Origin of the sequence: Nocardioides rotundus (genome assembly GCF_019931675.1) — a bacterium.
In the GTDB taxonomy this organism is placed as follows: Bacteria; Actinomycetota; Actinomycetes; order Propionibacteriales; family Nocardioidaceae; genus Nocardioides; species Nocardioides rotundus.
Window position 1 is genome coordinate 2221937 of the sequence record NZ_CP082922.1, and the last position, 23764, is coordinate 2245700.

Genomic DNA, 23764 nt, shown 5'->3' on the forward strand with positions numbered 1-23764 from the left:
CCATCCTAGGGTCGCAGGTCGAGTCCCCAGATACTGGTCGTGCCGGACACCTCGTTGCCCACCAGGAGCAGCGGCTCGCCGTTCGGGCTGTCCTCCGCGGCCACGAACGCCAGCCCCTCCGGGCCCAGGTCGCCCGCGCGCGGGTCCTCGGCCGGGTAGGAGTCGTCCCGATTGCTCAGCAGGCTGACGTACTCCGGCGCGTCCGGCCGGCTGACGTCCAGCACCGCGACCGCGCTGTTCCGCTCCATCCCGACGAAGGCGTAGGTGCGCATGCCGACCCGGCCGATGGTGACGCCCTCGGGCTCGGGGCCCTTGTTGTCGCTGCGCGAGTCCGCCGAGTCGGTCTCGGAGTGGTCGGCGTTGTAGGCCGGGAGCTCCGCGGTGACCCGCTCCAGCAGCTCCCCGGAGTCCCACACCTGACGGCCGTCGGCCGACCACACCGAGACCGACCGGGTGCCGAAGGACTGGAGCTCGGTGTACTCCCCGCGGGAGTTGCGCGGCGCGGTGGTGGTCACGGTGAGCCGGCCCAGTACGTCGTCCTGCTGGGTCTCCGGCCCGAAGACGCTCGGGTCCAGCGGCAGCTCCTTGACCCGGGCCTCCTCGGCGAAGCAGTCGTACTCCCGGGCATCGCCCTCGTTGGCGGTGACGAGGTAGCTGCTCCCCCGCACCTTCCAGGTGGCGATCCCGTCGGGCAGGTAGAGCCCCGAGACCGGGCGCTCGGCGATGCCGGCCACCCCGTCCTTGTCGTTGGCGTCCAGGCCCTGGCCGGGCAGCGAGTGGTCGCGGGTGCCGAGCGGCGTCACGTCGACGACGCGCGCCTTGGCCAGGTCCACCTTCGCGACGGCGTTGTTCTCCTGGAGGGTGGCCCAGGCCCAGCGGCCCGCGGTGGCGACGTACTCCGGCTCGAGGTCCTGCGACGCCGAGGCGCCGGGGCCGAAGATCCGGATGCCGTCGGCGCGCAGGGCGTCCTCGCGGCCGTCGTAGGCGGTGAACCCGGCGGTGCGGGCTGTGGCCCGGGCCGGACCCCGCGAGAGGTCGACGACCGACACCGAGCCGCGCGGGTCGGCCTGGCCCGCGCAATAGCCCTCGGGCTCGCCCTCGTTGGCCACGACCGCCTTCGAGCCGTCGGCGGTGATCGTCACCATGTCGGGCAGGGCACCGACCCGCACGCGGCCCGTAGGCCTCAGCGTCCGGGCGTCGAAGAAGGACACCGACCCGGGGTCGGTCTTCTCCTCCGCCTGCTCGGCGACCGCGACCACCTGCCCGCGGACAGCCACCGAGTTCGCCCCCGGGGTGTCCAGCTCGCTCACCTTGGTCGGCTTCGCCGGGTCGGCGATGGAGAGGACGTCGACGGTGCCGGCCGCAGCGTTGACCGCGAACACCCGCTGTCGCGCGGGGTCGTGGGCGACGATCTCCGCGCCGCCCTCGTCGAAGAACCCGGAGGCATAGGTACCCAGCAGCTCGCCGGGGGCGTCGTCGCCGGCTGCGACGGCGGGGGCGATCACGAGCGGGCCGGCGAGGACGGGGACCGCGAACGCGGCGAGCAGGGGCAGCTTCGGCATGGCCGGAGACTCCGCCAGCGCAGTGACCGCCCGGTGAACGGTCGACGGCTCCGGCCCGACCGGTGGGCGAAGAGCCCCTAGTTGACGGCCTTCGGGCCGCGCAGACCCGAGCGCTGGACGACCCGCTGGATCGCCAGATCGCGCTCGTCGGGGTCGGCGACGAACCGGATGTCGCGCAGCCCCTGCTCCTGGGCGGCGGACTCGAAGACGAAGTGGCCGTAGCCGAGCAGCCGGCCGAGCAGCGGCTTGGCCACGGTGATGTCCAGGATCCTGGTGAGCGGCATGGTCGAGAGCTGCCGGTTGAAGACCCCGTGCAGCCGGAAGACCCGCATGTTGGTGATCACGAAGACGTCCCGGCGCACGGCCATCCACAGGTAGGTCGCGTGCAGCGCCACGACCAGCGCCGCGACGATCGGCACCCAGCCGTAGTCCACCGGGGTGAACGGCACCAGCATGAGCAGCACGACCACGATCGCGAACTCGTCGAGGGGCCGCAGCAGCGCCACCCAGTGCTTGCGCACCTCGTCGACGACGACCTCGCCCTCCTCACGCAGCAGGTGCCGGCGTACGTCGGCGCTCGCGCCGGTCTCCGACCTCACGTGTCCCCCAACCGGGTCAGAACAGCTCGCCGAGGAAGCGGATCAGGCCGCGGAAGCCGTCGGTGGCCAGCGCCCAGCCCTCGCCGGCGCCGTTCCTGGCGACGTCGGCCAGGCCGCTCGGGTCGGTGAACATCCAGAAGCCGAGGAACACCACGACCACGACGAGCAGCAGTTTCTTGGCGTTCATGGGACTCTCTCCGTGCAGGGGAAGGCAACACAGGTTCGCCCTTTCGTACCACGCCTCCACCCACGCCCGCGGGAGGCGCGCCCCGGCCGGAGGATCGGGAACCTTCCCCCGTCCCCACCGCGTCTGCTGAGGTGAGAGAACGAGGGCGAAGGGGGCGACGTGACGCCGGATGAGGAGTTCAGCCAGTACGCCGGCAGCCGCTGGCCACAGCTGGTCCGCAGTGCCGTGTTCCTCGGTGCCCGTCCCGCGGACGCCGAGGACGTGGCTCAGGGCGTGCTCGCCCAGGTGTGGCGCTCCTGGCACCGGGTCTCGCAGGCGGAGGATCCCGACGCCTACGTCTACCGGATGCTGGTCAACCACCTCAACAGCCTGCGTCGCCGCCGCTGGGTCGGCGAGCAGCCGACCGACCTGCACACCTCGCACGCCCTCGTCGACCAGACCGCTCCGGCGCCGGACGGCGCGGTGACCGAGCGCGACCAGGTGCTCCGGGTCCTGGCCGCGCTGCCGGCCGAGCAGCGCCAGGTGCTGGTGCTGCGCTACATCGCCGATCTCTCCGAGAGACAGGCCGCGGCCGCCCTCGGGGTCGCGACCGGCACGGTGAAGAGCCGCGCCTCCCGCGGACTGTCCGCCATCCGGACCGACCACCTCGTGGAGGAGTCATGAACGACCGCATCGACCTGCTCCAGCGGGCGGCCTCGTCGCTGCCCGTGCCGCCCCTCGACCTGGACGCCCTCGCGGCCCGTCGCCGCGCCCAGCGCCGCCGACGCGCCGGCATGGTCGGCCTGGGCCTCGCTGCCTCCGTCGCCGTCGGCGGGCTGGCCCTCTCGGCCATCGCTCCCTCCGGCGGTCCCGACTCGCCGCGTCAGGCGGGCGGCCCCGCCTCATCGACCCCCACTGCGACCTCCTCAGCGCGCCCCGGCTCCGCCCCCGTGACCTGCACCTCCCAGCCGGACCGGGCCGTCTACTACGGCACCGTGACCCGAGAGGGCAAGCGGCTGGTCCTCCGTCCGGAGGACCCCGACGCGGTACCGCAGGGGCTCGCGGAGCCGATGGAGCTGACCTCGATCTCGGTGACCGACGCGGAGAGCCGGATGCGGTTCACTGCCCGGGGCCCCGACGACTCCGACCCCGGCGTCGAGCTGCTGTGCGACGCCCCGTTGGAGCTGGCCGACGTGCTCTCGATCTCCCCGCGCTGAGGCGCCTCACAGGGAGCGGCGCAGCGTCTCCGCGGCCTTCCAGGGGTCGAGTTCGCCGGCGGCGACCGAGGCGGCCAGCCCGTCCAGGTCGGAGTCCCCGCGGGCCTCGTCCCACTCCTGGCGCAGGGCCGCCAGTGCGATGGCCTCGACCTCCTCGCGCGCCCGCCGGGTGCGCCGTGCCTCCAGGCGACCGTCCTGCTCCAGGAACTCCCGGTGCCGGGCCACCTCGGCCACGACCTCGTCGGCCCCTTCGCCCGTGGTCGCGACGGCCTTGACGATCGGCGGCCGCCAGGCGTCATCGGGCCGGTCGGCCATCGCGATCATCGTGCGCAGCTCGCGGCGGACCTGGTCGGCGCCGGGGCGGTCGGCCTTGTTCACGACGTACACGTCGCCCACCTCCAGCAGCCCCGCCTTGGCCGCCTGGATGCCGTCGCCCAGGCCGGGCGCGGAGAGCACCAGCGTGGTGTCGGCCAGGTGGGCCACCTCGACCTCGCTCTGCCCGACGCCGACGGTCTCGACCAGCACGATGTCGCAGCCGGCCGCATCCAGCACCCGCAGCGCCTGCGGGGTGCCCCAGGAGAGGCCGCCGAGGTGGCCGCGCGCGGCCATCGACCGGATGAAGACCTCCCGGTCCAGTGCGTGGTCCTCCATCCGGATCCGGTCGCCCAGCAGCGCGCCGCCGGAGAACGGCGAGGACGGATCGACGGCCAGCACTCCCACCCGCTTCCCTTCGCGACGCCAGGCCGTGACCAGGGCCGAGGTGGTGGTCGACTTGCCGACCCCGGGCGAGCCGGTCAGGCCGACCACCTGGGCGGCACCGGTGAAGGGCGCCAGGGCGGCCATCACCTCCGGCAGCAGCGGCGAGCGGTCCTCCACCAGGGAGATCAGGCGCGCCACCGACCGCGGGTCGCCCTCGCGGGCGCCGCGGACCAGGTCGGGGACGGAGGCGGCCCGCCGGCTCACGCCTCGGCGGGAACGCGGATGATCAGCGCGTCACCCTGGCCACCGCCGCCGCACAGCGCGGCCGCGCCGACGCCGCCGCCGCGGCGCTTCAACTCGTGCGCCAGGTGCAGCACGATCCGGGCGCCGGACATGCCGACCGGGTGGCCCAGCGCGATGGCTCCGCCGTTGACGTTGACCTTGTCCTCGGAGACGCCGAGGTCGCGAGCGGACTCGATGCCCACCGCGGCGAAGGCCTCGTTGAGCTCGAACAGGTCGATGTCGGAGACCTCGATGCCCTCCTTGCCGGCGGCCTTGCGGATCGCGTTGGCCGGCTGCATCTGCAGGGTCGAGTCGGGGCCGGCGACCTGGCCGTGCGCGCCGATCTCGGCGAGCCAGGTCAGGCCGAGCTCCTCGGCCTTGGCCTTGCTCATCACGACGACGGCGCAGGCGCCGTCGGAGATCTGCGAGGCGGAGCCGGCGGTGATGGTGCCGTCCTTGGAGAAGGCGGGGCGCAGCTTGCTCAGCGACTCCGCGGTGGTGTCGCCGCGCACGCCCTCGTCGGCGGAGACCACGACCGGGTCGCCCTTGCGCTGCGGGATCTCCACGGAGACGACCTCGTCGTCGAAGAGCCCGTTCTTCCACGCCTCGGCCGCACGCTGGTGCGAGCGGGCGGCGAACTCGTCCTGCTCCTCGCGGGTGAGGTGGTCCTCGGAGGCGTTGCGCTGCTCGGTGAGTGCGCCCATCGCCTGCCGGGTGGTCTGGTCGTAGAGCGCGTCGTAGGCCATCGAGTCCACGAGCGGGGTGTCGCCGTACTTGAAGCCCTCCCGCGACTTCGGCAGCAGGTGCGGTGCCTGGGTCATCGACTCCATGCCGCCGGCCACGACGATCTCGTGCTCGCCCGCGCGGATGAGCTGGTCGGCCATCGCGATGGCGTTGATGCCGGAGAGGCAGACCTTGTTGATGGTGATGGAGGGCAGCTCCATCGGCAGGCCCGCCGCCACGCCGGCGGTGCGGGCGGGGTTCTGCCCGGCGCCGGCCTGGATGACCTGGCCCATGATCAGGTAGTCGACCTGGTCGGGCGTCACGCCCGCCTTCTCCAGAGCGCCCTTGATGGCCACCCCTCCCAGGTCCGCCGCGCTCTGGTCCTTCAGCCCGCCCAGCAGGCGGCCGATCGGGGTACGTGCCCCGGCGACGATCACGGTCTCGGACATGGGTGCCTCCACAGGTGTCGGATGCGCGGCGACCCGCCGCGCTCTCGTTGTCGCAGTTGTCTTGTGACGATACCCAGCACGGCGCGCGGCGGGGAGGGGGCGGACGCCTCGACCCGTGAGGAACAGGTCACAACCCCCTACCGCCACCGCGGGACGGCGTACGACGATGACGCCATGAGCACTCCGGACGTCCACGCCGCCATCCCCGACCACCTGTTCACCGCCATCGACCACGTCGGGATCGCGGTGGCGGACCTGGACGCGGCGAAGGCGTTCTACCGCGACACCTACGGCATGCAGGTGCTGCACGAGGAGACCAACGAGGAACAGGGAGTGCGCGAGGCGATGGTCGGCGTCGGCGACTCCGGCTCGGCCATCCAGCTGCTCGCCCCGCTCGACGAGACCTCCACGATCGCGAAGTTCCTCGAGCGCTCCGGTCCGGGGATGCAGCAGCTCGCCTTCCGGGTGACCGACCTGGAGCAGGTCTCGCAGATCCTGCGCGACCGCGGCCTGCGACTGCTCTACGACGAGTCGCGCCGGGGCACCTCGGACAGCCGGGTGAACTTCATCCACCCCAAGGACACCGGCGGCGTGCTGGTCGAGCTCGTGCAGCCCGCCGGCCCGCACTGACGGGCGCTCAGGGCACCAGGTAGGCGCTGTCCCGGGCGTCGGTGACCAGCATGTGCCCGGGCGCGTGGGCGATCGCGAGGGCGGGACGCGACTCCATCACCGCCGCCTGCGGGGTGACGCCGCAGCCCCAGAAGACGGGGACCTCGCCGGGGCGTACGTCGACCGGGTCGCCGAAGTCGGGGGCGGCGAGGTCGGCGATCCCCAGCGCACCCGGGTCGCCCACGTGCACCGGGGCGCCGTGCACCGCCGGGTAGCGGCTCGTCACCCGCACGGCGGTGGCGACCTGCTCGGCGGGGACCGGGCGCATCGAGACGACCAGCGGGCCGGAGATCGCTCCCGCGGGTCGGCACCGGCGGTCGGTGACGTACATCGGGACGTTGACCCCCTGCTCGACGTGCCGCACCGGCACCCCCGCCTCGAGCAGGGCGTCCTCGAAGGTGAACGAGCAGCCGATGAGGAAGGACACCAGGTCGTCCCGCCACCACGACCGCACGTCGCCGACCTCCTCGGCGAGCTCCCCGTCGACGTAGACACGGTAGGCCGGCAGGTCGGTGCGCACGTCGCCGTCGAGCAGCGGGCCCGCGACCGCGCCGGGGTCCAGCACGTCCAGGACCGGGCACGGAACGGGGTTGCGCTGGGCGAAGAGCAGGAAGTCGTATGCCAGCTCGCGGGGCAGCACCAGCAGGTTGGCCTGCGTCCAGCCCGCGCACCAGCCGGCGGTCGGCGTGACCAGCCCGTCGCGGAAGCGGGCGCGCGCCTCGGTGGGAGTCAGGTCGGCGACGCTCATGGCGCGCCCACCCACTCCAGTCGCAGCGACTGTCCCGGCTGCAGCTGCGCGAGCCGGTCGACGTCCTCGTCCACGACGACGGCGACGACCGGGTAGCCCCCGGTCACCGGGTGGTCGGCCAGGAACAGCACGGGCTCCCCGCCTGGCGGCACCTGCACGGCACCGCGCCAGGCGCCCTCGCTGGGCAGCTCCCCGTCGCGGCCGCGCTCCAGGGTCGCGCCGGAGAGCCGGATCCCCACCCGGTTGCTGCGGTCGCTGACCTGCCAGTCGGAGCGGACCAGCTCCTCGGCGTCGGCCAGCCAGTCGTCCCGGGGCCCACGGACGGCCCGCACCACGACCACGTCGTCCTGGCGCAGCCACGGCAGGTTGTCCACGCCGGGCAGCTCGCCGTACGCCGCCCCCACGGGCAGCTCGTCGCCCTCGCTCAAGGGCTCGGGCCCCAGGCCGGCGAGCACGTCGCGGCTGCGCGAGCCGAGCACGGGAGGTACGTCGACCCCGCCGCGCAGGCACAGGTAGGACCGCAGCCCCAGCCGTGGCGGCTCGATGGTCAGCGTCGATCCGGCGGGCGCCACCCCGACCGTGTGCGACCCGACCCCGCGGTCGTCGACCCGGACCTCGCCCACCGCGCCGCTGACGCAGAAGCCCAGGGGCTCGTCGCCCACCCGGAGGCTCAGCCCGCCGAAGGTCACCTCGACCGCCGCGGCGCCCTCCTCGTTGCCGACGGCCCGGTTGCCCTGCCGCAGCGCTCCCCGGTCGGCGGCGCCGGAGCGGCCCACTCCGATGCCCGAGCCGCCGGTGCGGCCCAGGTCCTCGATCACGGCGAGCGGTCCGGTCGCCAGCACGGTCGCGCCCCTCATCGGCCCGCCTCGGTGAAGCGGACCCGGACGCCGGGACGCAGCAGCGCCGCGGGCTCGCGGTCCAGGTCGAACATGGCCAGGTCGGTGCGCCCGATCAGCTGCCACCCGCCGGGCGACTCGCGCGGGTAGACCCCGGCGTACTCCCCCGCGAGCCCGACGGCTCCGGCCGGTACGGCGGTCCGCGAGCTCTCCCGCCGCGGCACGTGCAGCCGGTCGTCCTCGCCCACCAGGTAGCCGAAGCCCGGGGCGAAGCCGCCGAAGGCCACCCGCCAGGTCTGGCCGGTGTGTGCCGCCACCACCTCCTCCGCCGACAGCCCGGTGAGCCGGGCGACATCCTCGAGGTCCTCGCCGTCGTAGACGACCGGCACCTCGACCAGCCCGCCCTCGTCCTCCCGGTCCTTCAGGGGCGTCACCTCGACCCGCTCGAGGGCGTCGCGCAGGTCCCCGACCCCGGCACCGTCGGCCGCCACGACCAGCACGGTGCGGGCCGCGGGCACCAGCTCGCCCACGGCGGCCGGCGGGTCCTCCCGCAACGCGGCCGCCAGGGCGAGCGCCTCCTCGCCGTCGGCCAGCTCCACCAGGAGCGCGCGGTCGCCGTAGGGCAGCAGCCTCACGCGAACGCCTCCACGTCGACTCCCGCGTCGTCCAGCGCGGCGCGCACGGCCGCGGCCATCGCCACGGCGCCCGGGCTGTCCCCGTGCAGGCACACCGACTCCGCCTGGACGGCCACCTCGGTGCCGTCGATCGCGGTCAGCCGCCCCTCGGTGACCATCCGCAGCACCCGGTCGGCGACCTCGGCGGGGTCGTGCAGCACCGCGCCCTCGACCGACCGGGACACCAGCGTGCCCTCGGGCGTGTAGGCGCGGTCGGCGAAGGCCTCCCGCACGGTGCGCAGCCCGGCCCGCTCGGCCCGGGCGAGGAGCTCGGAGCCGGGCAGCCCGAGCAGCGGCAGCGAGGCGTCGTAGGCGCTCACCGCGTCGACGACCGCCTGGGCCTGCGCCTCGTGCTGCACCGTGGCGTTGTAGAGCGCCCCGTGCGGCTTGACGTAGGCGACCCGGGTGCCCGCCACGTGGGCCATCGCGGCCAGCGCCCCGATCTGGTAGGTCACGTCGTCGGCGAGCTCGACCGGGTCCATCTCGATGAAGCGGCGGCCGAAGCCGGCGAGGTCGCGGTAGCCGACCTGGGCGCCGACCACCACGCCGCGTCGGACGGCCGTCTCGCAGCAGCCGCGCAGCGTGGTGGGGTCCCCGGCGTGGAAGCCGCAGGCCACGTTGGCGCTGGTCACCTGGGCCAGCACGGCGTCGTCGTCGCCCAGCTCCCAGCGGCCGAAGGACTCCCCCACGTCGCTGTTCAGGTCGATCCGCATCGCGTCCCCTCTCACAGGTCCCCGAGCAGCTGCAGCGCGTTCCACCCGAGGTAGAGCGTCAGCAGCCAGGCTGCCACCCCCACGGCCAGCAGCCAGACCGGGTAGCGGTAGCCGCCCAGCAGGTCGCGGCGCCGCCAGGCGACGTAGAGCAGCACGGTGAAGCCGAGCGGCAGGATCAGCCCGTTGAAGGTGCCGGCGAAGACGAGCAGCTCGGCCGGTGCCTGCTCGATGATGACGAAGACGACGGCGCTCGCGGCGATGAAGGCGACGGTGAGCAGGTTGCGCGTGCGCGCGGAGGTGCTGCGGGTGGTGAGGAAGGAGACGGAGGTGTACGCCGCCCCGACGACCGAGGTGAGCGCCGCGGCCCAGAGGATCACCCCGAACATCCGCAGGCCGAGCTCGCCCGCCGCCGCCTCGAAGGCCGACCCGGCCGGGTTCTCGGCGGACAGGGTGGCCCCGCCGGCCACCACGCCGAGGATCGCCAGGAAGAGCAGGATCCGCATGAGCCCGGTGACCAGGATGCTCACCACCGAGGAGCGGGTGATGTCGCCGACGTGCTCCACTCCGGTGCGGCCCGAGTCCAGCAGCCGGTGCGCCCCGGCATAGGTGATGTAGCCACCGACCGTGCCGCCGATGATCGTGGTGGTCGCCACGAAGTCGAAGGTGTCCGGCGCGACCGTGCTGCGCAGTGCCTCGCCGACCGGCGGGTCGGAGGTGATCGCCACGACCAGGGTCGCCACGATCATCACCAGGCCGAGCACGACGACGACCCGGTCCAGGGCGATGCCGGCCCGCTTGGAGAGGAAGATCCCGATGGCGATGGCCGCGGAGATCGCCCCGCCGATGCGGGCGTCGAGGCCGAACATGGCGTTCGCGCCGATGCCGGAGCCGGCGACGTTGCCGATGTTGAAGATGAAGCCGCCGATGACCACCAGCGCGGCCAGCAGGTAGCCGACGCCGGGCAGCACCCGGTTGCCGAGCTCGTGAGCGCGCATGCCGCTGACCCCGACCACGCGCCACACGTTCATCTGCACGGCGATGTCCACCACGATCGAGACCAGGATCGCGCAGGCGAAGGCCGCGCCCAGCTGCCCGGTGAACGTGGCGGTCTGGGTCAGGAAGCCCGGGCCGATGGCGCTGGTGGCCATCAGGAAGATGGCGCCGAGCACGGCCGAGCGCCCGGCGGCGTCCTCGATCGGTCGGCTCTCGGCCGGCGGTGTGTCCTGGCTCATAGCCCACGACTCTCCCAGTTGTTCAACAATCCGGCAATACCCGCATCCAACATTCGTGCGTACAGTCCCCCCATGAGTCCCAGCAGTCGCACCGACACCAGTGGCGCGGACTTCGGCGCGGTGCTGGAGATGCTGGACGCCGAGCGGCGCTCCCGGCGCACGGTGATGAGCACCTCGGCCGACCGGGCCGCACGGCAGGTGCGGGAGCAGGTGGTGGAGGGGCGGCTGCGCTCGGGCACCCGGCTCCCCGAGCAGCGACTGGCCGCCGCCCTCGGAGTCTCCCGCAACACCCTGCGCGAGGCGCTGAGCATGCTGGTGGCCGAGCGCATCCTGGTCCGCGAGACCCACCGCGGGGTCGTGGTGGCCACACCCGGCCGGGACGACGTACGCGACGTCTATGCCGCGCGGCTCGTCATCGAGCCGGCCGCGCTCGCCCACGGGGAGGACGCGACCCCGGAGCGGCTGGCGGCACTGCGGGCGGCGATCACCGAGGGGCGCGCGGCCGCCGACCGGGGCGACCACGACGGGGTCGGCAACGCCAACCAGCACTTCCACCGGGCGGTCGTGGCGTTGGCGGGCAGCGCCCGCCTGGACGCGCAGATGGACCTGCTGCTGGCCGAGATGCGGCTGTTCTTCCACCAGATGCGCGACGCCGACTTCCACACGGCCTACCTGGCGGACAACGAGCGCATCTGCGCACTCGCCGAGGACGGCGAGCATACGGCGGCGGCCGAGCGACTGACGGCGTACCTCCTCCGCGCCCGGGACCAGCTGCTAGCAAGATGGGTCACATCGGGCTGACACGCCTCGTTACGCGTCGGTATCTTCACGCCACCCGATGTCCGGGCCGTCAACCCCGACCCCACGAGGAGCCACCCCGTGCAGAGCATTCGTGACGCCATCACCTCCGACGAGGCGTCCGCCGAGGACTTCGCCAACCTGGAGATCCCCGAGTCCTACCGGGCCGCTGTGGTCCGCAAGGACGAGGTCGACATGTTCGAGGGGGTGCCCTCGAAGGAGAAGGACCCCCGCAAGTCGCTGCACGTCGACGAGGTCCCGCTCCCCGAGCTCGGCCCGGGCGAGGCGCTGGTGGCCGTGATGGCCTCCGCGATCAACTACAACACCGTCTGGACCTCGATCTTCGAGCCGGTGTCCACGTTCGGCTTCCTCGAGCGCTACGGCCGCGAGTCCGACCTCGGCAAGCGGCACGACCTGCCGTATCACATCGTCGGGTCCGACCTGTCCGGCGTCGTCCTGCAGGTCGGTGCCGGCGTCACCAAGTGGAAGCCGGGCGACCGGGTCGTGGCCCACTGCCTGTCGGTGGAGCTCGAGGCCTCCGACGGCCACAACGACACGATGCTCGACCCCTCCCAGCGGATCTGGGGCTTCGAGACGAACTTCGGCGGGCTGGCCGACGTGGCGATGGTCAAGGCGAACCAGCTGATGCCCAAGCCCGAGCACCTCACCTGGGAGGAGGCCGCCTCCCCCGGGCTGGTGAACTGCACCGCCTACCGACAGCTGGTCAGCCGCAACGGCGGCGACATGAAGCAGGGCGACAACGTGCTCATCTGGGGCGCCTCGGGCGGCCTCGGCGGCTTCGCGACGCAGTACGCCCTCAACGGCGGCGCCACCCCGATCTGCGTGGTCTCCAACGAGGAGAAGGCGAACATCGCCCGCAGCATGGGCGCGGAGCTGATCATCAACCGCTCCGAGGAGGACTACCGCTTCTGGAACGAGGACGGCACGCAGCAGAACCCCAAGGAGTGGAAGCGGTTCGGCGCCAAGATCCGCGAGCTCACCGGCGGCGAGGACATCGACATCGTCTTCGAGCACCCGGGCCGGGAGACCTTCGGCGCGAGCGTCTACGTCACCCGCAAGGGCGGCACCATCACCACCTGCGCCTCCACCTCGGGCTACATGCACGAGTACGACAACCGCTACCTGTGGATGAACCTCAAGCGGATCATCTCCAGCCACTTCGCCAACTACCGCGAGTCGTGGGAGGCCAACCGCCTGATCGCCAAGGGGATGATCCACCCGACGCTGTCGCGCACCTACGGCCTGGAGGACGTCGGCCAGGCCGCCCTGGACGTGCACCACAACACCCACCAGGGCAAGGTCGGTGTGCTCTGCCTGGCCCCCGAGGAGGGTCTCGGTGTCCGCAACCAGGAGCTGCGGGCCACCCATGAGGATGCGATCAACCGCTTCCGCGGGGTCTGACCGGCCCTCCGGCACCCCCTTGTGCACTCCGGTTCGCCGTTCGTACGGCGAGCCGGAGTGCGCCGTTTCGCCCTGTCGGTGACACTGGGGCATCGCCGTCATGACGCACCAGCGGCATGGCGGTCGCCGAACCAGGACGAGGGAGCAGCACGATGAGCAACGAGGGCCTGTCCATCTTCGACACCCCCGACGACGACCGGGACCGTCGCGAGAGCGACGAGACCGCCAACGAGACCACCGCCGAGCAGCCGGCCGCCCAGGCCGAGCCCGCGGTCGAGGAGGCGGCTCCGGAGGACGTCACCCAGCAGTTCCCCGCCGTGCAGGAGCGTGCGCCGGAGGAGACCGCGGCCCAGCCCGCCGTCTCCGAGCCCGTCGAGCAGGAGCCCGTCGAGGAGCCGGTGGCCGAGGAGGTGACCGCCGAGGCGGTGGTCGAGGAGCGCGCCGTCGAGCCCGACCCGGAGCCGGTCCGCTCGGAGCCGGAGCCTCAGTCCGCGCCGACGGCTGCGCCGGTCGCCGCTGCGGCGGCCGCCGGCTCGCGGTCCACCGCGCGCGGTGAGCAGGCGCGGTCCTTCCCCGCCGTCTCGTCGACGCCGGCCCGCTCGACCTCGGCCGCGCCGCGCTTCAGCCAGGCCCGCCGCGGCTACGACCGCACCGAGGTCGACCGCGCCGTGCGCGACCTGCTGGCCGAGCGCGACGGCTTCGCCGCCGACCTCGACGGCGCCCAGGCCCGGGTCGAGGAGCTGGAGCGCCGGGTCGAGCAGATGAGCCGCGACCTGGAGGAGCACCAGAACCCGACGTACGCCGGTCTCGGCGGCCGCGCCTCGGCGATGCTGCGGATGGCCGAGGAGGAGGCCGACGAGGTGCGCACGACCGCGCAGCGCGAGGCCGACGACATCCGCCAACAGGCCGACCGCGACGCGCGGGCGATCCGCGGGGAGGCGGCGCGCGAGGCCGAGGACATGCGGCTGGTGCAGCTCAAGGAGCTCGACGAGACCCGCGCCCGGCTGACCGCCGACGCCGAGCAGGAGCGCGCGATGGCTCAGGGTGAGGCCGAGGACACCCTCGCCTCCGCCCGTCGCGAGGCCGAGCAGGTGCGCCTGGCCGCCAAGCAGGAGGCCTCCGAGCTGCTCACCACCGCCAAGCGGGACGCCGAACAGCAGCGTGCCGCCGCCGACCGCGAGGTCCAGGAGGCACGTCGCGCGCTCGCGGTGGAGAAGGAGCGCCTGGCACGCGAGGCCAGCGAGCACCACAGCAACGCCACCACCGAGACCAAGCGGCTGGTGCAGGACGCCGAGGCACGCGCCACGGCTGCCGAGGAGCGCGCCCGGCAGACCATGCAGCAGGCGACCAACCACCGCCAGCAGGCCCAGGCCGAGAGCGAGGGCCTGCTCACCCGTGCCCGCCGCGAGGCCGAGCAGATCGTGGCCTCGGCGCAGACCCAGGCCGAGGCGATCCGCAGCGCCGGGCACGCCGACTCCGAGCGGGAGCTCGCGACGCTGCGGGCCGATGTGGACCGGATGACCAAGCGGCGCGACGCCATCACCGCCCAGCTCGGCGCCCTGCGTGATGTCGTCGCCGGCTTCGGCGACGACGAGGACGACCGGGCCTGATGGGACTGCTGGAGCGACTGCGAGGAGCACACCAGCGGGGGAAGAAGGAGGAGCGCCCGGCCGGAGAGGCTGAGCGCATGCGCGAGAACAGCGGGACGCACGAGGCGGATGCGGCGGGCGAGGCGGCCCCGACGGACGGGTCGACGCCGGACACGCCCGCTCCCGTCGACGAGCCGGGCAAGGAGCGGCCGCCGAGCCTGTTCCGGCACTCGCCGTTCGTCTTCGGCTTCTTCACCACGATGGGCGCGCTGCTCGCGTTCTTCCTGCTGCGCCAACTGCTCTCCATCTCCGGGATGCTGGTGCTGCTGGTCATCGCGATGTTCCTCGCGATCGGCCTCCACCCGCTGGTCGACTGGCTCACCCGGCACAAGGTCAAGCGCGGCCTGGCCGTCTTCGCCGTCCTCATCATGGTGATCGGCGTCTTCACCCTCTTCGTGCTCACCCTGGCCCCGGTCATCAGCGACCAGATCACCCTGATCACCCGCAACGCGCCGAGCTGGCTCAACGAGATGCAGCACAACCCGACGATCCAACGACTCGACGAGCGCTTCGACGTGGTCGCCAAGGCGCAGCAGTACCTCAGCTCGGGCAACTTCAGCGGGATCTTCGGCGGCGTTCTGGGCTTCGGCCTCAAGGTCCTCTCGGCGATCACCAACTCGCTGATCGTGCTGGTGCTCACCGTCTACTTCCTGGCCGCCCTGCCCAGCATCAAGGCGGCCGGCTACCGGCTCGCTCCGGCCTCGCGCCGCCCGCGGGTCGCGGAGCTGGGCGACAAGGTCATCGCGTCCACCGGCGCCTATGTCTCCGGTGCGTTCCTGGTGGCGGTGTGCGCGGGCATCAGCACGCTGATCTTCACCTTCATCATCGGGCTCGGGCAGTACTCCTTCGCCCTGGCCTTCATCGTGGGCTTGCTCTCACTGATCCCGGTGATCGGGTCGATCATCTCCGCCATCCTGATCACCCTGCTGGGCCTGACGGTCTCGCTGGGGGTGGGCATCGCCTGCCTGGTCTACTTCCTCGCCTACCAGCAGGTGGAGCAGTACTTCATCTACCCCAAGATCATGTCGCGCGCGGTGGACCTGCCCGCGACCGTCACCGTGGTCGCCGCCCTGCTCGGCGGCAGCCTGCTCGGGATCACCGGCGCGCTGCTGGCGGTGCCGACCGCGGCGGCCCTGCTGCTCTTGCACCGCGAGGTGTTCCTCAGGCGGCAGGACGCTCGCTGACCTGGCGCGGCTCTCCGAGCCGCACCAGCACGACACCGGCCAGGATCAGCACTCCGCCGACGACCTGGACGCCTCCGGGCAGCTCGGCCAGCAGCAGCCAGGCGCCCAGGACGGCGGCGAGCACCTCGGTGAGCGAGACGAACGAGGCGAGCCGGGAGCCGAGCCGGCGGATCCCCTCGATCCCGCTGGCATAGGCGAGTCCTGCGGTCACCACGCCCAGCCCGAGGACCGGCAGCCACCACGGCGTCGACCCGACGGCGTACTCCACCGGCGCGGTGGACCAGGTCATCGGCAGCACACCGACCAGCCCGAGCCCGGCGAGCAGGAGGCCGCCGACGACGAGTCCGCCCGCGGCCAGCGCCAGCGGCGGCAGGCCCTGCGCCTCGTGCGCCGACAGCACGAAGTACGTCGCGACACCGACCGCGGCGCCCAGCGCCCAGAGGATCCCGGGGACGCTGACCTGCACGCCGGACACCAGGTCCAGCACGAGCACCAGGCCGGCCGCGCAGACCACCGCACCGACGACGGTGAGAGCGCCCGGTCGCTGGCCGTGGCGCAGCCACATCCAGCCGACCACCAGCACGGGAGCGGTGTACTCCACCAGCAGGGCCGGGCCGACCTGCATGTACTGGATCGCGTAGAAGAAGCACAGCTGGGTCACCACCACGGCGATGGCGCCGTAGGCGACGATCATCGCCAGGTTGCGCCGGAGCACCTGCCATCGCCCCCGCAGCTGCAGACAGGCGGGCACCACGAGCACCAGGGCGCCCAGGAGGATGCGCGCACCGACGGCGGCGCCGGGGCTCCAGCCGGCGTCGGTGAGCCCGCGGGCCAGCGGCCCGGACAGGCCGAAGGAGACCGCCGAGAGCAGGGCGAAGAGCAGCCCGCCGGTCGCGTCCCGGGTGGTGATGCCGGGCGTGACGTCATGGGTGACTGCGCTCATGGCTCATGACACTAGGGGTGGGTGATGTAACGTGTCAACATGCCTTTCGCTCATGACACTGCGCAGGCGCTCCAGTCCGCGACCGAGCTGGTCAACTCCGCCGTCGAGCCGGACACGCTGACCACCCGCGAGGAGCTCGCGGACCTGCTGGTCCGCCACGACTACACCGGTCGGGTCGACGGGACCGCCGCCGAGCTCGAGGCGGTGCGCGGGCTGCGCGCGGTGTTGCGCGCCCTGCTCGTCGCGCCGCGCGACGAGGCGGTCGAGCGGGTGAACGGGTTGCTCGAGCAGCATCGCGCGCTCCCCCGGCTGGTCCGGCACGGCGGGCACGACTGGCACATCCATGCGGTCCAGGCGGATGCTCCGCTGGCGGAGCGGATCGTGGTCGAGACCGCGATGGCCATGGTGGACGTCATCCGGGCCGACGAGCACGCCCGCCTCTCCGTCTGCCAGGACGCCGACTGCACGGGCGTCGTGCTCGACCTCTCACGCAATCGCTCGCGCCGCTTCTGCTCGACCGCCTGCGGCAACCGGAACGCGGTCGCGGCCTACCGCCGCCGCCAGGCCGAGGCCTGAGCCGTCACCGCCGGGCGGCGTAGATCCGCCGCACGACGTCCTCGATGTCGGGCTCCTCGATCGAGAGGTCCTTCACCTGCGCATGCTCCGCGACGCCGGCGAGCACCGTGGCAGCGGTGACGTGCGCGGCGTCGAAGGCCAGCCGCTGCCGCAGCCCCTGCGCCTGTGAGGCCAGGTGGGTGGTGTGGGGTACGTCGACCAGGTCGGCCGTCGGCTCCTCCAGGTCGACCACCAGCACCCGCTGCGCCCCGACCGTGGCGGCCAGCCCCGGCAGCGTGCCGTCGTAGGCCAGCCGGCCGTGGTCCAGCACCAGGATCCGGTCGCAGAGCCGCTCCACGTCGCCCATGTCGTGGGTGGTGAGGAGCAGGGTCGTGCCGTGCTCACGGCGCTCCTCGATGAGGAACTCCCGCAGCCGCTGCTTGGAGAGCACGTCGAGACCGATGGTCGGCTCGTCCAGGATCACCAGGTCCGGCGAGTGCAGCAGCGCGGCGGCCACCTCGGCCCGCATCCGCTGCCCGAGCGAGAGCTGGCGCACCGGCTGGTCCAGGAAACCGCCCATCTCCAGGCGCTCGACCAGCTCGTCGGTCCGGCTGCGCTCGGCGTCGGCCGGGAGACGGTGGATCGCGGCGAGGATCCGGAAGGAGTCGCGCACCGGGAGGTCCCACCACAGCTGCGAGCGCTGGCCGAAGACCACCCCGACCCGACGGGCCAGCTCGCGCCGCTGCCGGACCGGCGCCAGCCCGCAGGTGGTCACCTCGCCGCCGGTCGGCACGAGGATGCCGGTCAGCATCTTGATGGTGGTGGACTTCCCCGCCCCGTTGGCGCCGATGTATCCCACCGACTCCCCGGCCTGCACGCGCACGGTCAGGTCCTCCACGGCGGTCACCGTGCGACGGCGCAGGCCGTCGCGCACCCGGAAGGTGCGGGTCAGCCCGTCGGTGTCGATGATGGCCATCTAGCCTCCTCCGCCCTGGTAGTGGCGCATCCCGACCCGCCAGCACAGCATCGCCGCTCCCATCGCATAGATCGCCGCCACCGGGGCCAGCCAGGCCGCCCAGGGCGGGAGGTACGGCGCCCCCGCGCCGCCGGTGAGCCACACGGCGGGGAGGTAGCCGGTGACGGCCACCGGGAAGATCAGCCCGAACACCGCCAGCACCGGCCCCGGCCACACGCTGGCGGGCTGGGAGCCGGCGTAGCGGCCGCCGTACACGAACGCGTTGGTCGTCTCGGCGCCCTGGATGAGGAAGAACTGCAGGCCGGACGCGGCCACGAAGAGCGCGGCGTAGATGAGCACCGAGGAGGGGATGCTGATCGCGAGCAGCAGCACCTTGTCCCAGGTCCAGTCCACGTCGGCGAGCACGGTCCCGGCGACCAGGACCACCAGCCCCAGCGTGGCCCGGGCCAGACGCCGCAGCTGCAGGTCGGCGGTCATCAGCTGGGCGAGCACGGGCAGCGGCCGGAGGTAGAAGACGTCGAGGGTGCCCTCGCGCAGGAACCGGGGGAGCTCGTCGACGTGGCCCACCACCATGTCGGCGACGGCGAAGGTCATCTCGGCGAGGCCGAAGACCAGCATCACCTGGGCCAGGGTCATCCCGCCGAGCACGTCGACGTTGTGGAAGAGCACCCACACCTCGGTGAACTCCACCACCGTGATCAGCCCGGCGGCGACGACGTCGAGGCGGAAGCTGGTGCCGTAGCTGCGCTGCGCCGCCACCCGGGAGGCGAGGATGGTCCGGTACGCCGTCAGGTCACCCACCCTGCACCTCCAGGTGGCGCCGCCCTGCATGGGTGAGCAGGGCACCGACGGCCCCCACGACCAGCACCCAGACGACCTGGACGCCCACGAGGGCGAGAGCGTCGAGTCCGACCACGCGGCCGCTGAGCACGTCGATCGGGGTCATCAGCACCGAGGGGAACGGCGTGGCCAGGGCGACCGCGTGCAGCCAGGCCGGGAAGATCGCGATCGGCACGTAGAGGCCGGAGAGCAGCCCGGCGATACCCATGTAGAGGACCTGCAGGCCACGCACCTCGACCAGCCACAGCGCCGAGATGTTGAGGGCGTAGACCAGCAGGTAGGAGATGCTCATGCCGAGGACGACGGCGACCGCGCCGAGCAGGTAGGACAGCGGCTCGCGGGAGAGCGCCATGCCGGTGGTGAGCAGCCCGATGAGGAAGGTGGGGATCCCGCGCGGGATCAGCGTGAACAGCCGCTCCCCCAGGAACGTCGCCAGCCCGGCCAGCTGGAGGTTCAGCGGCCGGAGGAAGTCGACCACGATGTCGCCGGTGCGGATCCGGTCCCCGATGACGTCGCGGCCGTACATGTTGACCAGGCCGAGCAGCCCCTGGCCGATCCAGACGAAGGCGAGCATCCGCCCCTCGTCGTACCCCGCGACCGAGCCGCCCGAGGCGCGCACCAGCGCCACCAGGATCCCGGCCTTGAGGAAGCCGAAGGTGACGTTGGCGACCAGGCCGCCCCACGCGGCCGCCAGGTAGGCCGACTGCCGCCGGAAGCCGGCGACGAGGAGCCGGAGGTAGGCGGTGCCCGCGGGTCGAGTGCGCGTCCCCGTGGCGGGTACGACGCCTTCCGCACTCAACTCCCGGTGGCGGGGTCGAGGAAGCGCCGCAGCACCTCGGTGAAGACCGCCGGCTGCTCGGAGTGGACCCAGTGGCCGGCGCCCTTGATCACCACGCGCCGGTTCCGCGGGAAGAGCGCGTCCATCGCGGGGACGTACTCGTCGGTGACGTAGTGGGAGTTCGCACCGGAGACCCACAGCACGGGGCCGTCGTACGTCCTCCCCTCGACCGCCTCGGCGGGCCAGGAGCCGAGCTGGTCCAGGTCGCGGCGCAGCACCTCGAGGTTGGGCTGCCAGCGCCACGACTCGCCCTCGCGGCGCAGGTTCTGCAGGAGGAAGCTGCGCACCGTGGTGTTCGGGACCGCCTCCGTCAGCGCCGCGTCGGCCTCCTGACGGGTGCCGATCTCCGCCTCCTGGAGGGCGAGCATGCCGTCCATGTACTGCCGGAACTCGTCGTGGTGGTGGTAGTCCACCGGGGAGACGTCGACGACCACGAGCCGCTCGACCAGCTCGGGGTGCAGCAGCGCGGCGACCATCGCGATCTTGCCGCCCATGGAGTGCCCGACGAGCGCCGCGGGCTCGCCGAACTCGCGCAGCTCGTCGGCGACCATGCCGGCCGCCTCGACGTAGTCGTGCCGCTCGGTCCACGGCGAGCGGCCGTGGTTGGGCATGTCCACCAGCGTGACCCGGTGGTTGCCCGCCACCTGCTTGGCGATCTGGGTCCAGTTCTTGCCCTGCCCGAACAGGCCGTGGCAGAACACCACCGGCGACCCCTGCTCCCCCAGCGTGGTGGTGTGCAGGTCGGTCTCGGTCACCGGGCGAGGGTACGGCGCTCCCGCGCGCCAGGCCAAGCCCGGTCGCCTCCTCGTCGCGGCTCGCGGACGAGGAGGCGACCCCGGTGGCTAGAACTTCGACTTGATCTTGGCGACCAGGTCCTCGCGCTTCTCCTTGCGCTCGGCCTTCTTCTCCTCACGCACCTTGTCCCGGGCCGCCTGGGCCGCGGCCTCCGCTGCCGCCTCTGCCGCGGCGAGCTCATCGAGCACCTCGTCCACGCTGCGGCGCAGGAGCTGGGCGCCGGTCTCGCGGGCGAAGGCGTCGATCGCGTCGGGTGAGTCCTCGGTGACCTCGGCGACGACTCCCGAGCGGCCAGGGGCGAGCGCCTGGCTCATCTCCCCGATCACGCCCTCGGCGCCGACGGACCGATCGAGGTCGACCGAGGACCCGATCAGGGCACCCCCGGCGAAGCCGAGCAGCATGCCGAGCGGACCGCCGAGGACCCCGACCAGCGCCCCGATGCTGCTCCCGCTCAGGGTGCCGAGCCCCACCTCGTTGTCCTGGCCGTCGGTGACCCGGACCTGGCCGTCCCTCGTCCGCTCCACGACCACCGACGACGGCCGTCACGTGAGCATCGAACTACACGACTCGCGCTGGCCCGTGGACGCCAACCCCTCTGACATCCCGCGCGAGTTCGTCGATGCCCTGCGCGACTGGTTGGAGCAGGAAGACGAACGCTGGCAGGAAAGCAACGCTAGTGCCGATCCTGCCACCTAGAACCTTGGGGGACGCCATGCTCAGGCTCAAATGGGAAGAACCGACCACGACGACAGTAGCGAGCGGTTACGGTGCTCAGATGATGAAGCGCCTCGCGGCCGTCGCTGCTCTCGGACTGGTCCTCGTGGCCCTGCTGCTCACCTTCCTTCCGGCCTCAGGTGACAACGGGTCGCCATGTGGGACTTGGGTCTCGCCCGCGATGAGCGAGGACGAGCTGCGCGAGACCAACGAGAAGGCGCGGGGCGTGATCGACGAGGGGCTGATCGACACCTTCGAGCTCGAGGCGCAGATGGTTGCGGCGAACGCTGACTTCCGTCAGTGTCAAGACACCCTGTCCTCGCGCCGGCTGTGGTCACTGCTCGCTCTCGGTGCTGGGGTGCTGGTCCCGGTCGGCATCCTCTACGTCGGTGGGGGCCGCCGGGAGTACGACGCCTGACGCTCCCACGGTGAGCCAGCCGCGAGGGCGGCGCGATCACAGATACGCTGTCGCGTGTGCAGACACTCAGCGAGGAGCGTGACCTGTGAAGTTCCGCGAACTGGTCGTCGACGCCTGGTCGGCGCTCTCCCACAAGGCACCGATGCGGGACGACGCCAGCGGGGACGCCTGGACCGTGACGAGCGGGCGTGGACGCGTCCACCTGGACTCCGTCGGATGCCAGGCCACCGAACTTCACGAAGGCCTCGTAGGCCTTGCTCGGCTCGTCCCAGCTGAGTAGTACGACGTTCTTCTCGCTCATCTCACGATCCCTCCCAGTGACGTCAGTGACCTCCCTCACACTTGCGCACGCGGCCAGATCTGTCGACTGCGGCATCTGCTGTTCACCCGCCGTTCACCCTCCCCCGGCAAAGCCGTTGCCGGCGTACCGGCCGGGTGCGAGCATCGGCGCCATGCCGGAGAGCGCACAGGAGTGGTACGACCGCGTCCAGGCCGGGATCGCCCGGGACGGACACCGCCCCGCCACCTGGCAGGACTGGGCGACCTGGCCGTTCGCGGACCGGCTGGAGGCGGTGCGCGACCTGGAGCGTCCCCAGGCCGAGCCGCCTCGCGCGGGGGTCGGCGCCGAGGACTGTTTCATCTGTGCCGCCGACCGCGAGGACGACCGTGACTACCTCGCGTGGCGGGACGATCACTGGATGCTCGGCACTCCGATGGAGCCCGTGGCGCTCCCGCTGGTCGCCTTCCTGATGCCGCGCCAGCATGCCGACCTCGCCGATCTGGACGCCGAGTCCGCAGCGCGGATGGGACCGGCGATGGTCGCGGCCGAGCAGGCAGCCACCGAGGTGCTGGACGTGCCGCGGATCCAGGTGCTCCGGCTCGGCGACGGCACGACCCACCTCCACTGGTGGCTCGTCGCCCGGCCGACGGGGATGAACCAGCTGCGCGGGAGCTTCCTGTCGTTGTGGGACGACGTGCTGCCCACCCGGCCCCGCGAGCAGCTGCGCGCGGACCTGCGCCTAGTCGCCCACCGCCTCGTCGAGCTCGTGGGTGGGGAGGCACTCTAGGCGTCGCGGCCGGCGGCGCGGAGCAGCTGCCCGGCGACGGTGACCAGCTCCTCGCGCAGCTCCGGCGGCTCCAGCACCTCGATCTCCTCGCGGAACCAGAACAGCTCCAGCGCGAGATAGCGCAGCGAGTCCGCACCCGTCGTCATGACGCAGGTCGTGCCGGTCTCGTCGACCACCTCGGCCGCCGCGGGGCTCACCCGGTCGCGCACCTCGTCGCCGGGAGCATGGATGCGGACCACGGCGGTGAAGCGGTACGGCGCACTCGAGACCGACCGCTGCACGAACGCGACCGGATCGGGGTGCTCGCGCGGGGTGAACCGCCAGGTGCCGGGGGCGACCTCGGACATCCGGTCCAGCCGGAACGTGCGCCAGTCCTCACGGTCCACGTCCCAGGCCATGAGGTACCACCGGCGGCCGGTGGCGACCAGCCGCACGGGCTCGACGTACCGCTCGGTCTCCTCGCCCCCGCGGGCGACGTAGCCGAACCGCACCCGCACGTGGTCGCGGGTCGCGCGGGCCAGCGTCAGCAGCGCCTCCCCGTCGATCACCTCGACCCCTCCGGCCAGGGTGTCGGTGGTGTCCTGGACCGCGCGCACCTCCGAGCGCAGCCGCGGCGGCATCACCTGGTCGAGCTTGGTGAGCGTGCGCAGCGCGGCCTCGCTGGCGCCGGCGACCGTGCCGCCGGCCGCGAGCCGCAGCGAAACCGCCACCGCGACCGCCTCCTGGTCGTCGAGCAGCAGCGGCGGCAGCGCCTTGCCCGCGCCGAGCTGGTAGCCGCCGCCGGCGCCGGGGGCCGCCTGGACCGGGTAGCCCAGCGAGCGCAGCCGGTCGATGTCGCGGCGTACGGACCGGGTCGTCACGCCCAGGCGCTCGGCCAGCTCGGGACCGCTCCAGACCGGGCGGGACTGCAGCAGGTCGAGCAGGAGCAGCGCTCGCCGGGTCGGGTCGGTGTCGCTCATGGCCTCACTCTCCCAGACACTGCGGACGTCTTCTGTC

General features: G+C 72.6%; 28 protein-coding genes. 11 read left to right on the forward strand and 17 right to left on the reverse strand.

The annotated features are described in order from the left end of the window. Positions 1-5: 5 nt before the first annotated feature. From K8W59_RS10990 to K8W59_RS11000, 3 genes are all read right to left on the reverse strand, one after another. Positions 6-1562: a choice-of-anchor I family protein gene (locus tag K8W59_RS10990; protein WP_263283235.1), complete on the reverse strand. Its 1557-nt coding sequence runs from the start codon at positions 1560-1562 to the stop codon at positions 6-8. A gap of 77 nt (positions 1563-1639) precedes the next feature. Beyond that, positions 1640-2161, reverse strand: coding sequence for a PH domain-containing protein (locus K8W59_RS10995; RefSeq protein ID WP_223393759.1), 522 nt, complete (start codon positions 2159-2161; stop codon positions 1640-1642). A gap of 16 nt (positions 2162-2177) precedes the next feature. Further along, positions 2178-2348 carry a hypothetical protein gene (locus K8W59_RS11000; RefSeq protein ID WP_223393761.1) on the reverse strand — a complete coding sequence of 57 codons (171 nt, stop codon included), beginning with the start codon at positions 2346-2348 and terminating at the stop codon, positions 2178-2180. 159 nt (positions 2349-2507) lie between these two features. On the opposite strand from K8W59_RS11000, the gene K8W59_RS11005 reads away from it, so the two are divergent. Together K8W59_RS11005 and K8W59_RS11010 are read left to right on the forward strand one after the other, a co-directional pair. Further along, positions 2508-3011: a SigE family RNA polymerase sigma factor gene (locus K8W59_RS11005; RefSeq protein ID WP_223393763.1), complete on the forward strand. Its 504-nt coding sequence runs from the start codon at positions 2508-2510 to the stop codon at positions 3009-3011. Continuing rightward, on the forward strand, positions 3008-3544 hold the full coding sequence (locus K8W59_RS11010; protein WP_223393765.1) for a hypothetical protein: 537 nt from the start codon (positions 3008-3010) through the stop codon (positions 3542-3544). Before K8W59_RS11005 ends, K8W59_RS11010 begins: the two co-directional genes overlap by 4 nt. Positions 3545-3550: 6 nt before the next feature. Here the strand turns inward: K8W59_RS11010 and meaB are convergent, their stop codons facing one another. After that, complete coding sequence (gene meaB / locus K8W59_RS11015; RefSeq protein WP_223393767.1) at positions 3551-4507, reverse strand: methylmalonyl Co-A mutase-associated GTPase MeaB; 957 nt, start codon at positions 4505-4507, stop codon at positions 3551-3553. After that, a complete protein-coding gene (locus K8W59_RS11020; RefSeq protein ID WP_223393769.1) occupies positions 4504-5697 on the reverse strand; it encodes an acetyl-CoA C-acetyltransferase in 1194 nt (397 codons plus the stop codon). The genes meaB and K8W59_RS11020 overlap by 4 nt, the downstream gene beginning before the upstream one ends. 174 nt (positions 5698-5871) lie before the next feature. On the opposite strand from K8W59_RS11020, the gene mce reads away from it, so the two are divergent. Continuing rightward, positions 5872-6327, forward strand: coding sequence for a methylmalonyl-CoA epimerase (mce, locus tag K8W59_RS11025; protein WP_223393771.1), 456 nt, complete (start codon positions 5872-5874; stop codon positions 6325-6327). 7 nt (positions 6328-6334) lie between these two features. Here the strand turns inward: mce and K8W59_RS11030 are convergent, their stop codons facing one another. The 5 genes from K8W59_RS11030 to K8W59_RS11050 are packed head-to-tail and all read right to left on the reverse strand — an operon-like array spanning position 6335 to position 10569. Next, positions 6335-7114 carry a putative hydro-lyase gene (locus tag K8W59_RS11030; protein WP_223393773.1) on the reverse strand — a complete coding sequence of 260 codons (780 nt, stop codon included), beginning with the start codon at positions 7112-7114 and terminating at the stop codon, positions 6335-6337. Further along, positions 7111-7971, reverse strand: coding sequence for a 5-oxoprolinase subunit C family protein (locus K8W59_RS11035; protein WP_223393775.1), 861 nt, complete (start codon positions 7969-7971; stop codon positions 7111-7113). Before K8W59_RS11035 ends, K8W59_RS11030 begins: the two co-directional genes overlap by 4 nt. Next, entirely contained in the window at positions 7968-8585 is a 618-nt protein-coding gene (gene pxpB, locus K8W59_RS11040; RefSeq protein ID WP_223393777.1) for a 5-oxoprolinase subunit PxpB, read from the reverse strand. The genes K8W59_RS11035 and pxpB overlap by 4 nt, the downstream gene beginning before the upstream one ends. Continuing rightward, a complete protein-coding gene (locus tag K8W59_RS11045; RefSeq protein ID WP_223393779.1) occupies positions 8582-9337 on the reverse strand; it encodes a LamB/YcsF family protein in 756 nt (251 codons plus the stop codon). Before K8W59_RS11045 ends, pxpB begins: the two co-directional genes overlap by 4 nt. Positions 9338-9348: 11 nt before the next feature. Continuing rightward, the gene (locus K8W59_RS11050; RefSeq protein WP_223393781.1) at positions 9349-10569 is read right to left on the reverse strand and encodes an NRAMP family divalent metal transporter; all 1221 of its coding nucleotides are present in this window, start codon (positions 10567-10569) and stop codon (positions 9349-9351) included. 72 nt (positions 10570-10641) lie between these two features. On the opposite strand from K8W59_RS11050, the gene K8W59_RS11055 reads away from it, so the two are divergent. The 4 genes from K8W59_RS11055 (at position 10642) to K8W59_RS11070 (ending at position 15622) form a co-directional block, all read left to right on the forward strand. Then, complete coding sequence (locus K8W59_RS11055) at positions 10642-11370, forward strand: GntR family transcriptional regulator (protein ID WP_223393783.1); 729 nt, start codon at positions 10642-10644, stop codon at positions 11368-11370. Positions 11371-11448: 78 nt separating this feature from the next. Continuing rightward, complete coding sequence (ccrA, locus tag K8W59_RS11060; protein ID WP_223393785.1) at positions 11449-12789, forward strand: crotonyl-CoA carboxylase/reductase; 1341 nt, start codon at positions 11449-11451, stop codon at positions 12787-12789. A 152-nt stretch (positions 12790-12941) separates the two neighbouring features. Further along, a complete protein-coding gene (locus tag K8W59_RS11065) occupies positions 12942-14399 on the forward strand; it encodes a coiled-coil domain-containing protein (RefSeq protein WP_223393787.1) in 1458 nt (485 codons plus the stop codon). Positions 14400-14476: 77 nt separating this feature from the next. Then, on the forward strand, positions 14477-15622 hold the full coding sequence (locus K8W59_RS11070; RefSeq protein ID WP_223393789.1) for an AI-2E family transporter: 1146 nt from the start codon (positions 14477-14479) through the stop codon (positions 15620-15622). Here the strand turns inward: K8W59_RS11070 and K8W59_RS11075 are convergent. Further along, a complete protein-coding gene (locus tag K8W59_RS11075; RefSeq protein WP_223393791.1) occupies positions 15600-16565 on the reverse strand; it encodes an EamA family transporter in 966 nt (321 codons plus the stop codon). The genes K8W59_RS11070 and K8W59_RS11075 overlap by 23 nt on opposite strands. A gap of 39 nt (positions 16566-16604) precedes the next feature. On the opposite strand from K8W59_RS11075, the gene K8W59_RS11080 reads away from it, so the two are divergent. Beyond that, positions 16605-17141, forward strand: a complete 537-nt coding sequence (locus K8W59_RS11080) for a CGNR zinc finger domain-containing protein (RefSeq protein WP_223393793.1) — start codon at positions 16605-16607, stop codon at positions 17139-17141. Positions 17142-17145: 4 nt separating this feature from the next. On the opposite strand, the gene K8W59_RS11085 is transcribed toward K8W59_RS11080, so the two are convergent. From K8W59_RS11085 to K8W59_RS11105, 5 genes are all read right to left on the reverse strand, one after another. Continuing rightward, positions 17146-18096: an ABC transporter ATP-binding protein gene (locus K8W59_RS11085; RefSeq protein WP_223393795.1), complete on the reverse strand. Its 951-nt coding sequence runs from the start codon at positions 18094-18096 to the stop codon at positions 17146-17148. Further along, positions 18097-18897, reverse strand: a complete 801-nt coding sequence (locus K8W59_RS11090) for an ABC transporter permease (RefSeq protein WP_223393797.1) — start codon at positions 18895-18897, stop codon at positions 18097-18099. Beyond that, complete coding sequence (locus K8W59_RS11095; RefSeq protein WP_223393799.1) at positions 18890-19735, reverse strand: ABC transporter permease; 846 nt, start codon at positions 19733-19735, stop codon at positions 18890-18892. Before K8W59_RS11095 ends, K8W59_RS11090 begins: the two co-directional genes overlap by 8 nt. Then, complete coding sequence (locus K8W59_RS11100) at positions 19732-20529, reverse strand: alpha/beta fold hydrolase (protein WP_223393801.1); 798 nt, start codon at positions 20527-20529, stop codon at positions 19732-19734. Before K8W59_RS11100 ends, K8W59_RS11095 begins: the two co-directional genes overlap by 4 nt. A gap of 87 nt (positions 20530-20616) precedes the next feature. After that, on the reverse strand, positions 20617-21093 hold the full coding sequence (locus K8W59_RS11105) for a DUF1269 domain-containing protein (RefSeq protein WP_223393803.1): 477 nt from the start codon (positions 21091-21093) through the stop codon (positions 20617-20619). 22 nt (positions 21094-21115) lie between these two features. On the opposite strand from K8W59_RS11105, the gene K8W59_RS11110 reads away from it, so the two are divergent. The 3 genes from K8W59_RS11110 (at position 21116) to K8W59_RS11120 (ending at position 22768) form a co-directional block, all read left to right on the forward strand. Then, complete coding sequence (locus K8W59_RS11110; protein ID WP_223393805.1) at positions 21116-21265, forward strand: hypothetical protein; 150 nt, start codon at positions 21116-21118, stop codon at positions 21263-21265. Positions 21266-21344: 79 nt separating this feature from the next. Further along, positions 21345-21701, forward strand: a complete 357-nt coding sequence (locus K8W59_RS11115; RefSeq protein ID WP_223393807.1) for a hypothetical protein — start codon at positions 21345-21347, stop codon at positions 21699-21701. A gap of 452 nt (positions 21702-22153) precedes the next feature. After that, positions 22154-22768: an HIT family protein gene (locus K8W59_RS11120; RefSeq protein ID WP_223393809.1), complete on the forward strand. Its 615-nt coding sequence runs from the start codon at positions 22154-22156 to the stop codon at positions 22766-22768. Here K8W59_RS11120 and K8W59_RS11125 read toward each other — a convergent pair. Further along, positions 22765-23727 (reverse strand): helix-turn-helix transcriptional regulator, encoded by a 963-nt coding sequence (locus K8W59_RS11125; RefSeq protein ID WP_223393811.1) that lies wholly within the window; start codon positions 23725-23727, stop codon positions 22765-22767. The genes K8W59_RS11120 and K8W59_RS11125 overlap by 4 nt on opposite strands. Between the last annotated feature and the right edge of the window lie 37 nt (positions 23728-23764).

Coding starts and splice junctions, on each gene's coding strand:
- K8W59_RS11000 (WP_223393761.1), bottom strand. CDS start 2,348: ATGAACGCCAAGAAACTGCTGCTCGTCGTGGTCGTGGTGTTCCTCGGC.
- K8W59_RS11035 (WP_223393775.1), bottom strand. CDS start 7,971: ATGAGGGGCGCGACCGTGCTGGCGACCGGACCGCTCGCCGTGATCGAG.
- K8W59_RS10990 (WP_263283235.1), bottom strand. CDS start 1,562: ATGCCGAAGCTGCCCCTGCTCGCCGCGTTCGCGGTCCCCGTCCTCGCC.
- K8W59_RS11065 (WP_223393787.1), top strand. CDS start 12,942: ATGAGCAACGAGGGCCTGTCCATCTTCGACACCCCCGACGACGACCGG.
- K8W59_RS11050 (WP_223393781.1), bottom strand. CDS start 10,569: ATGAGCCAGGACACACCGCCGGCCGAGAGCCGACCGATCGAGGACGCC.
- K8W59_RS11055 (WP_223393783.1), top strand. CDS start 10,642: ATGAGTCCCAGCAGTCGCACCGACACCAGTGGCGCGGACTTCGGCGCG.
- K8W59_RS11030 (WP_223393773.1), bottom strand. CDS start 7,114: ATGAGCGTCGCCGACCTGACTCCCACCGAGGCGCGCGCCCGCTTCCGC.
- K8W59_RS11080 (WP_223393793.1), top strand. CDS start 16,605: ATGCCTTTCGCTCATGACACTGCGCAGGCGCTCCAGTCCGCGACCGAG.
- K8W59_RS11070 (WP_223393789.1), top strand. CDS start 14,477: ATGCGCGAGAACAGCGGGACGCACGAGGCGGATGCGGCGGGCGAGGCG.
- K8W59_RS11075 (WP_223393791.1), bottom strand. CDS start 16,565: ATGAGCGCAGTCACCCATGACGTCACGCCCGGCATCACCACCCGGGAC.
- K8W59_RS11085 (WP_223393795.1), bottom strand. CDS start 18,096: ATGGCCATCATCGACACCGACGGGCTGACCCGCACCTTCCGGGTGCGC.
- mce (WP_223393771.1), top strand. CDS start 5,872: ATGAGCACTCCGGACGTCCACGCCGCCATCCCCGACCACCTGTTCACC.
- K8W59_RS11120 (WP_223393809.1), top strand. CDS start 22,154: ATGCCGGAGAGCGCACAGGAGTGGTACGACCGCGTCCAGGCCGGGATC.
- K8W59_RS11010 (WP_223393765.1), top strand. CDS start 3,008: ATGAACGACCGCATCGACCTGCTCCAGCGGGCGGCCTCGTCGCTGCCC.
- K8W59_RS11020 (WP_223393769.1), bottom strand. CDS start 5,697: ATGTCCGAGACCGTGATCGTCGCCGGGGCACGTACCCCGATCGGCCGC.
- K8W59_RS11115 (WP_223393807.1), top strand. CDS start 21,345: ATGATGAAGCGCCTCGCGGCCGTCGCTGCTCTCGGACTGGTCCTCGTG.
- K8W59_RS11125 (WP_223393811.1), bottom strand. CDS start 23,727: ATGAGCGACACCGACCCGACCCGGCGAGCGCTGCTCCTGCTCGACCTG.
- K8W59_RS11045 (WP_223393779.1), bottom strand. CDS start 9,337: ATGCGGATCGACCTGAACAGCGACGTGGGGGAGTCCTTCGGCCGCTGG.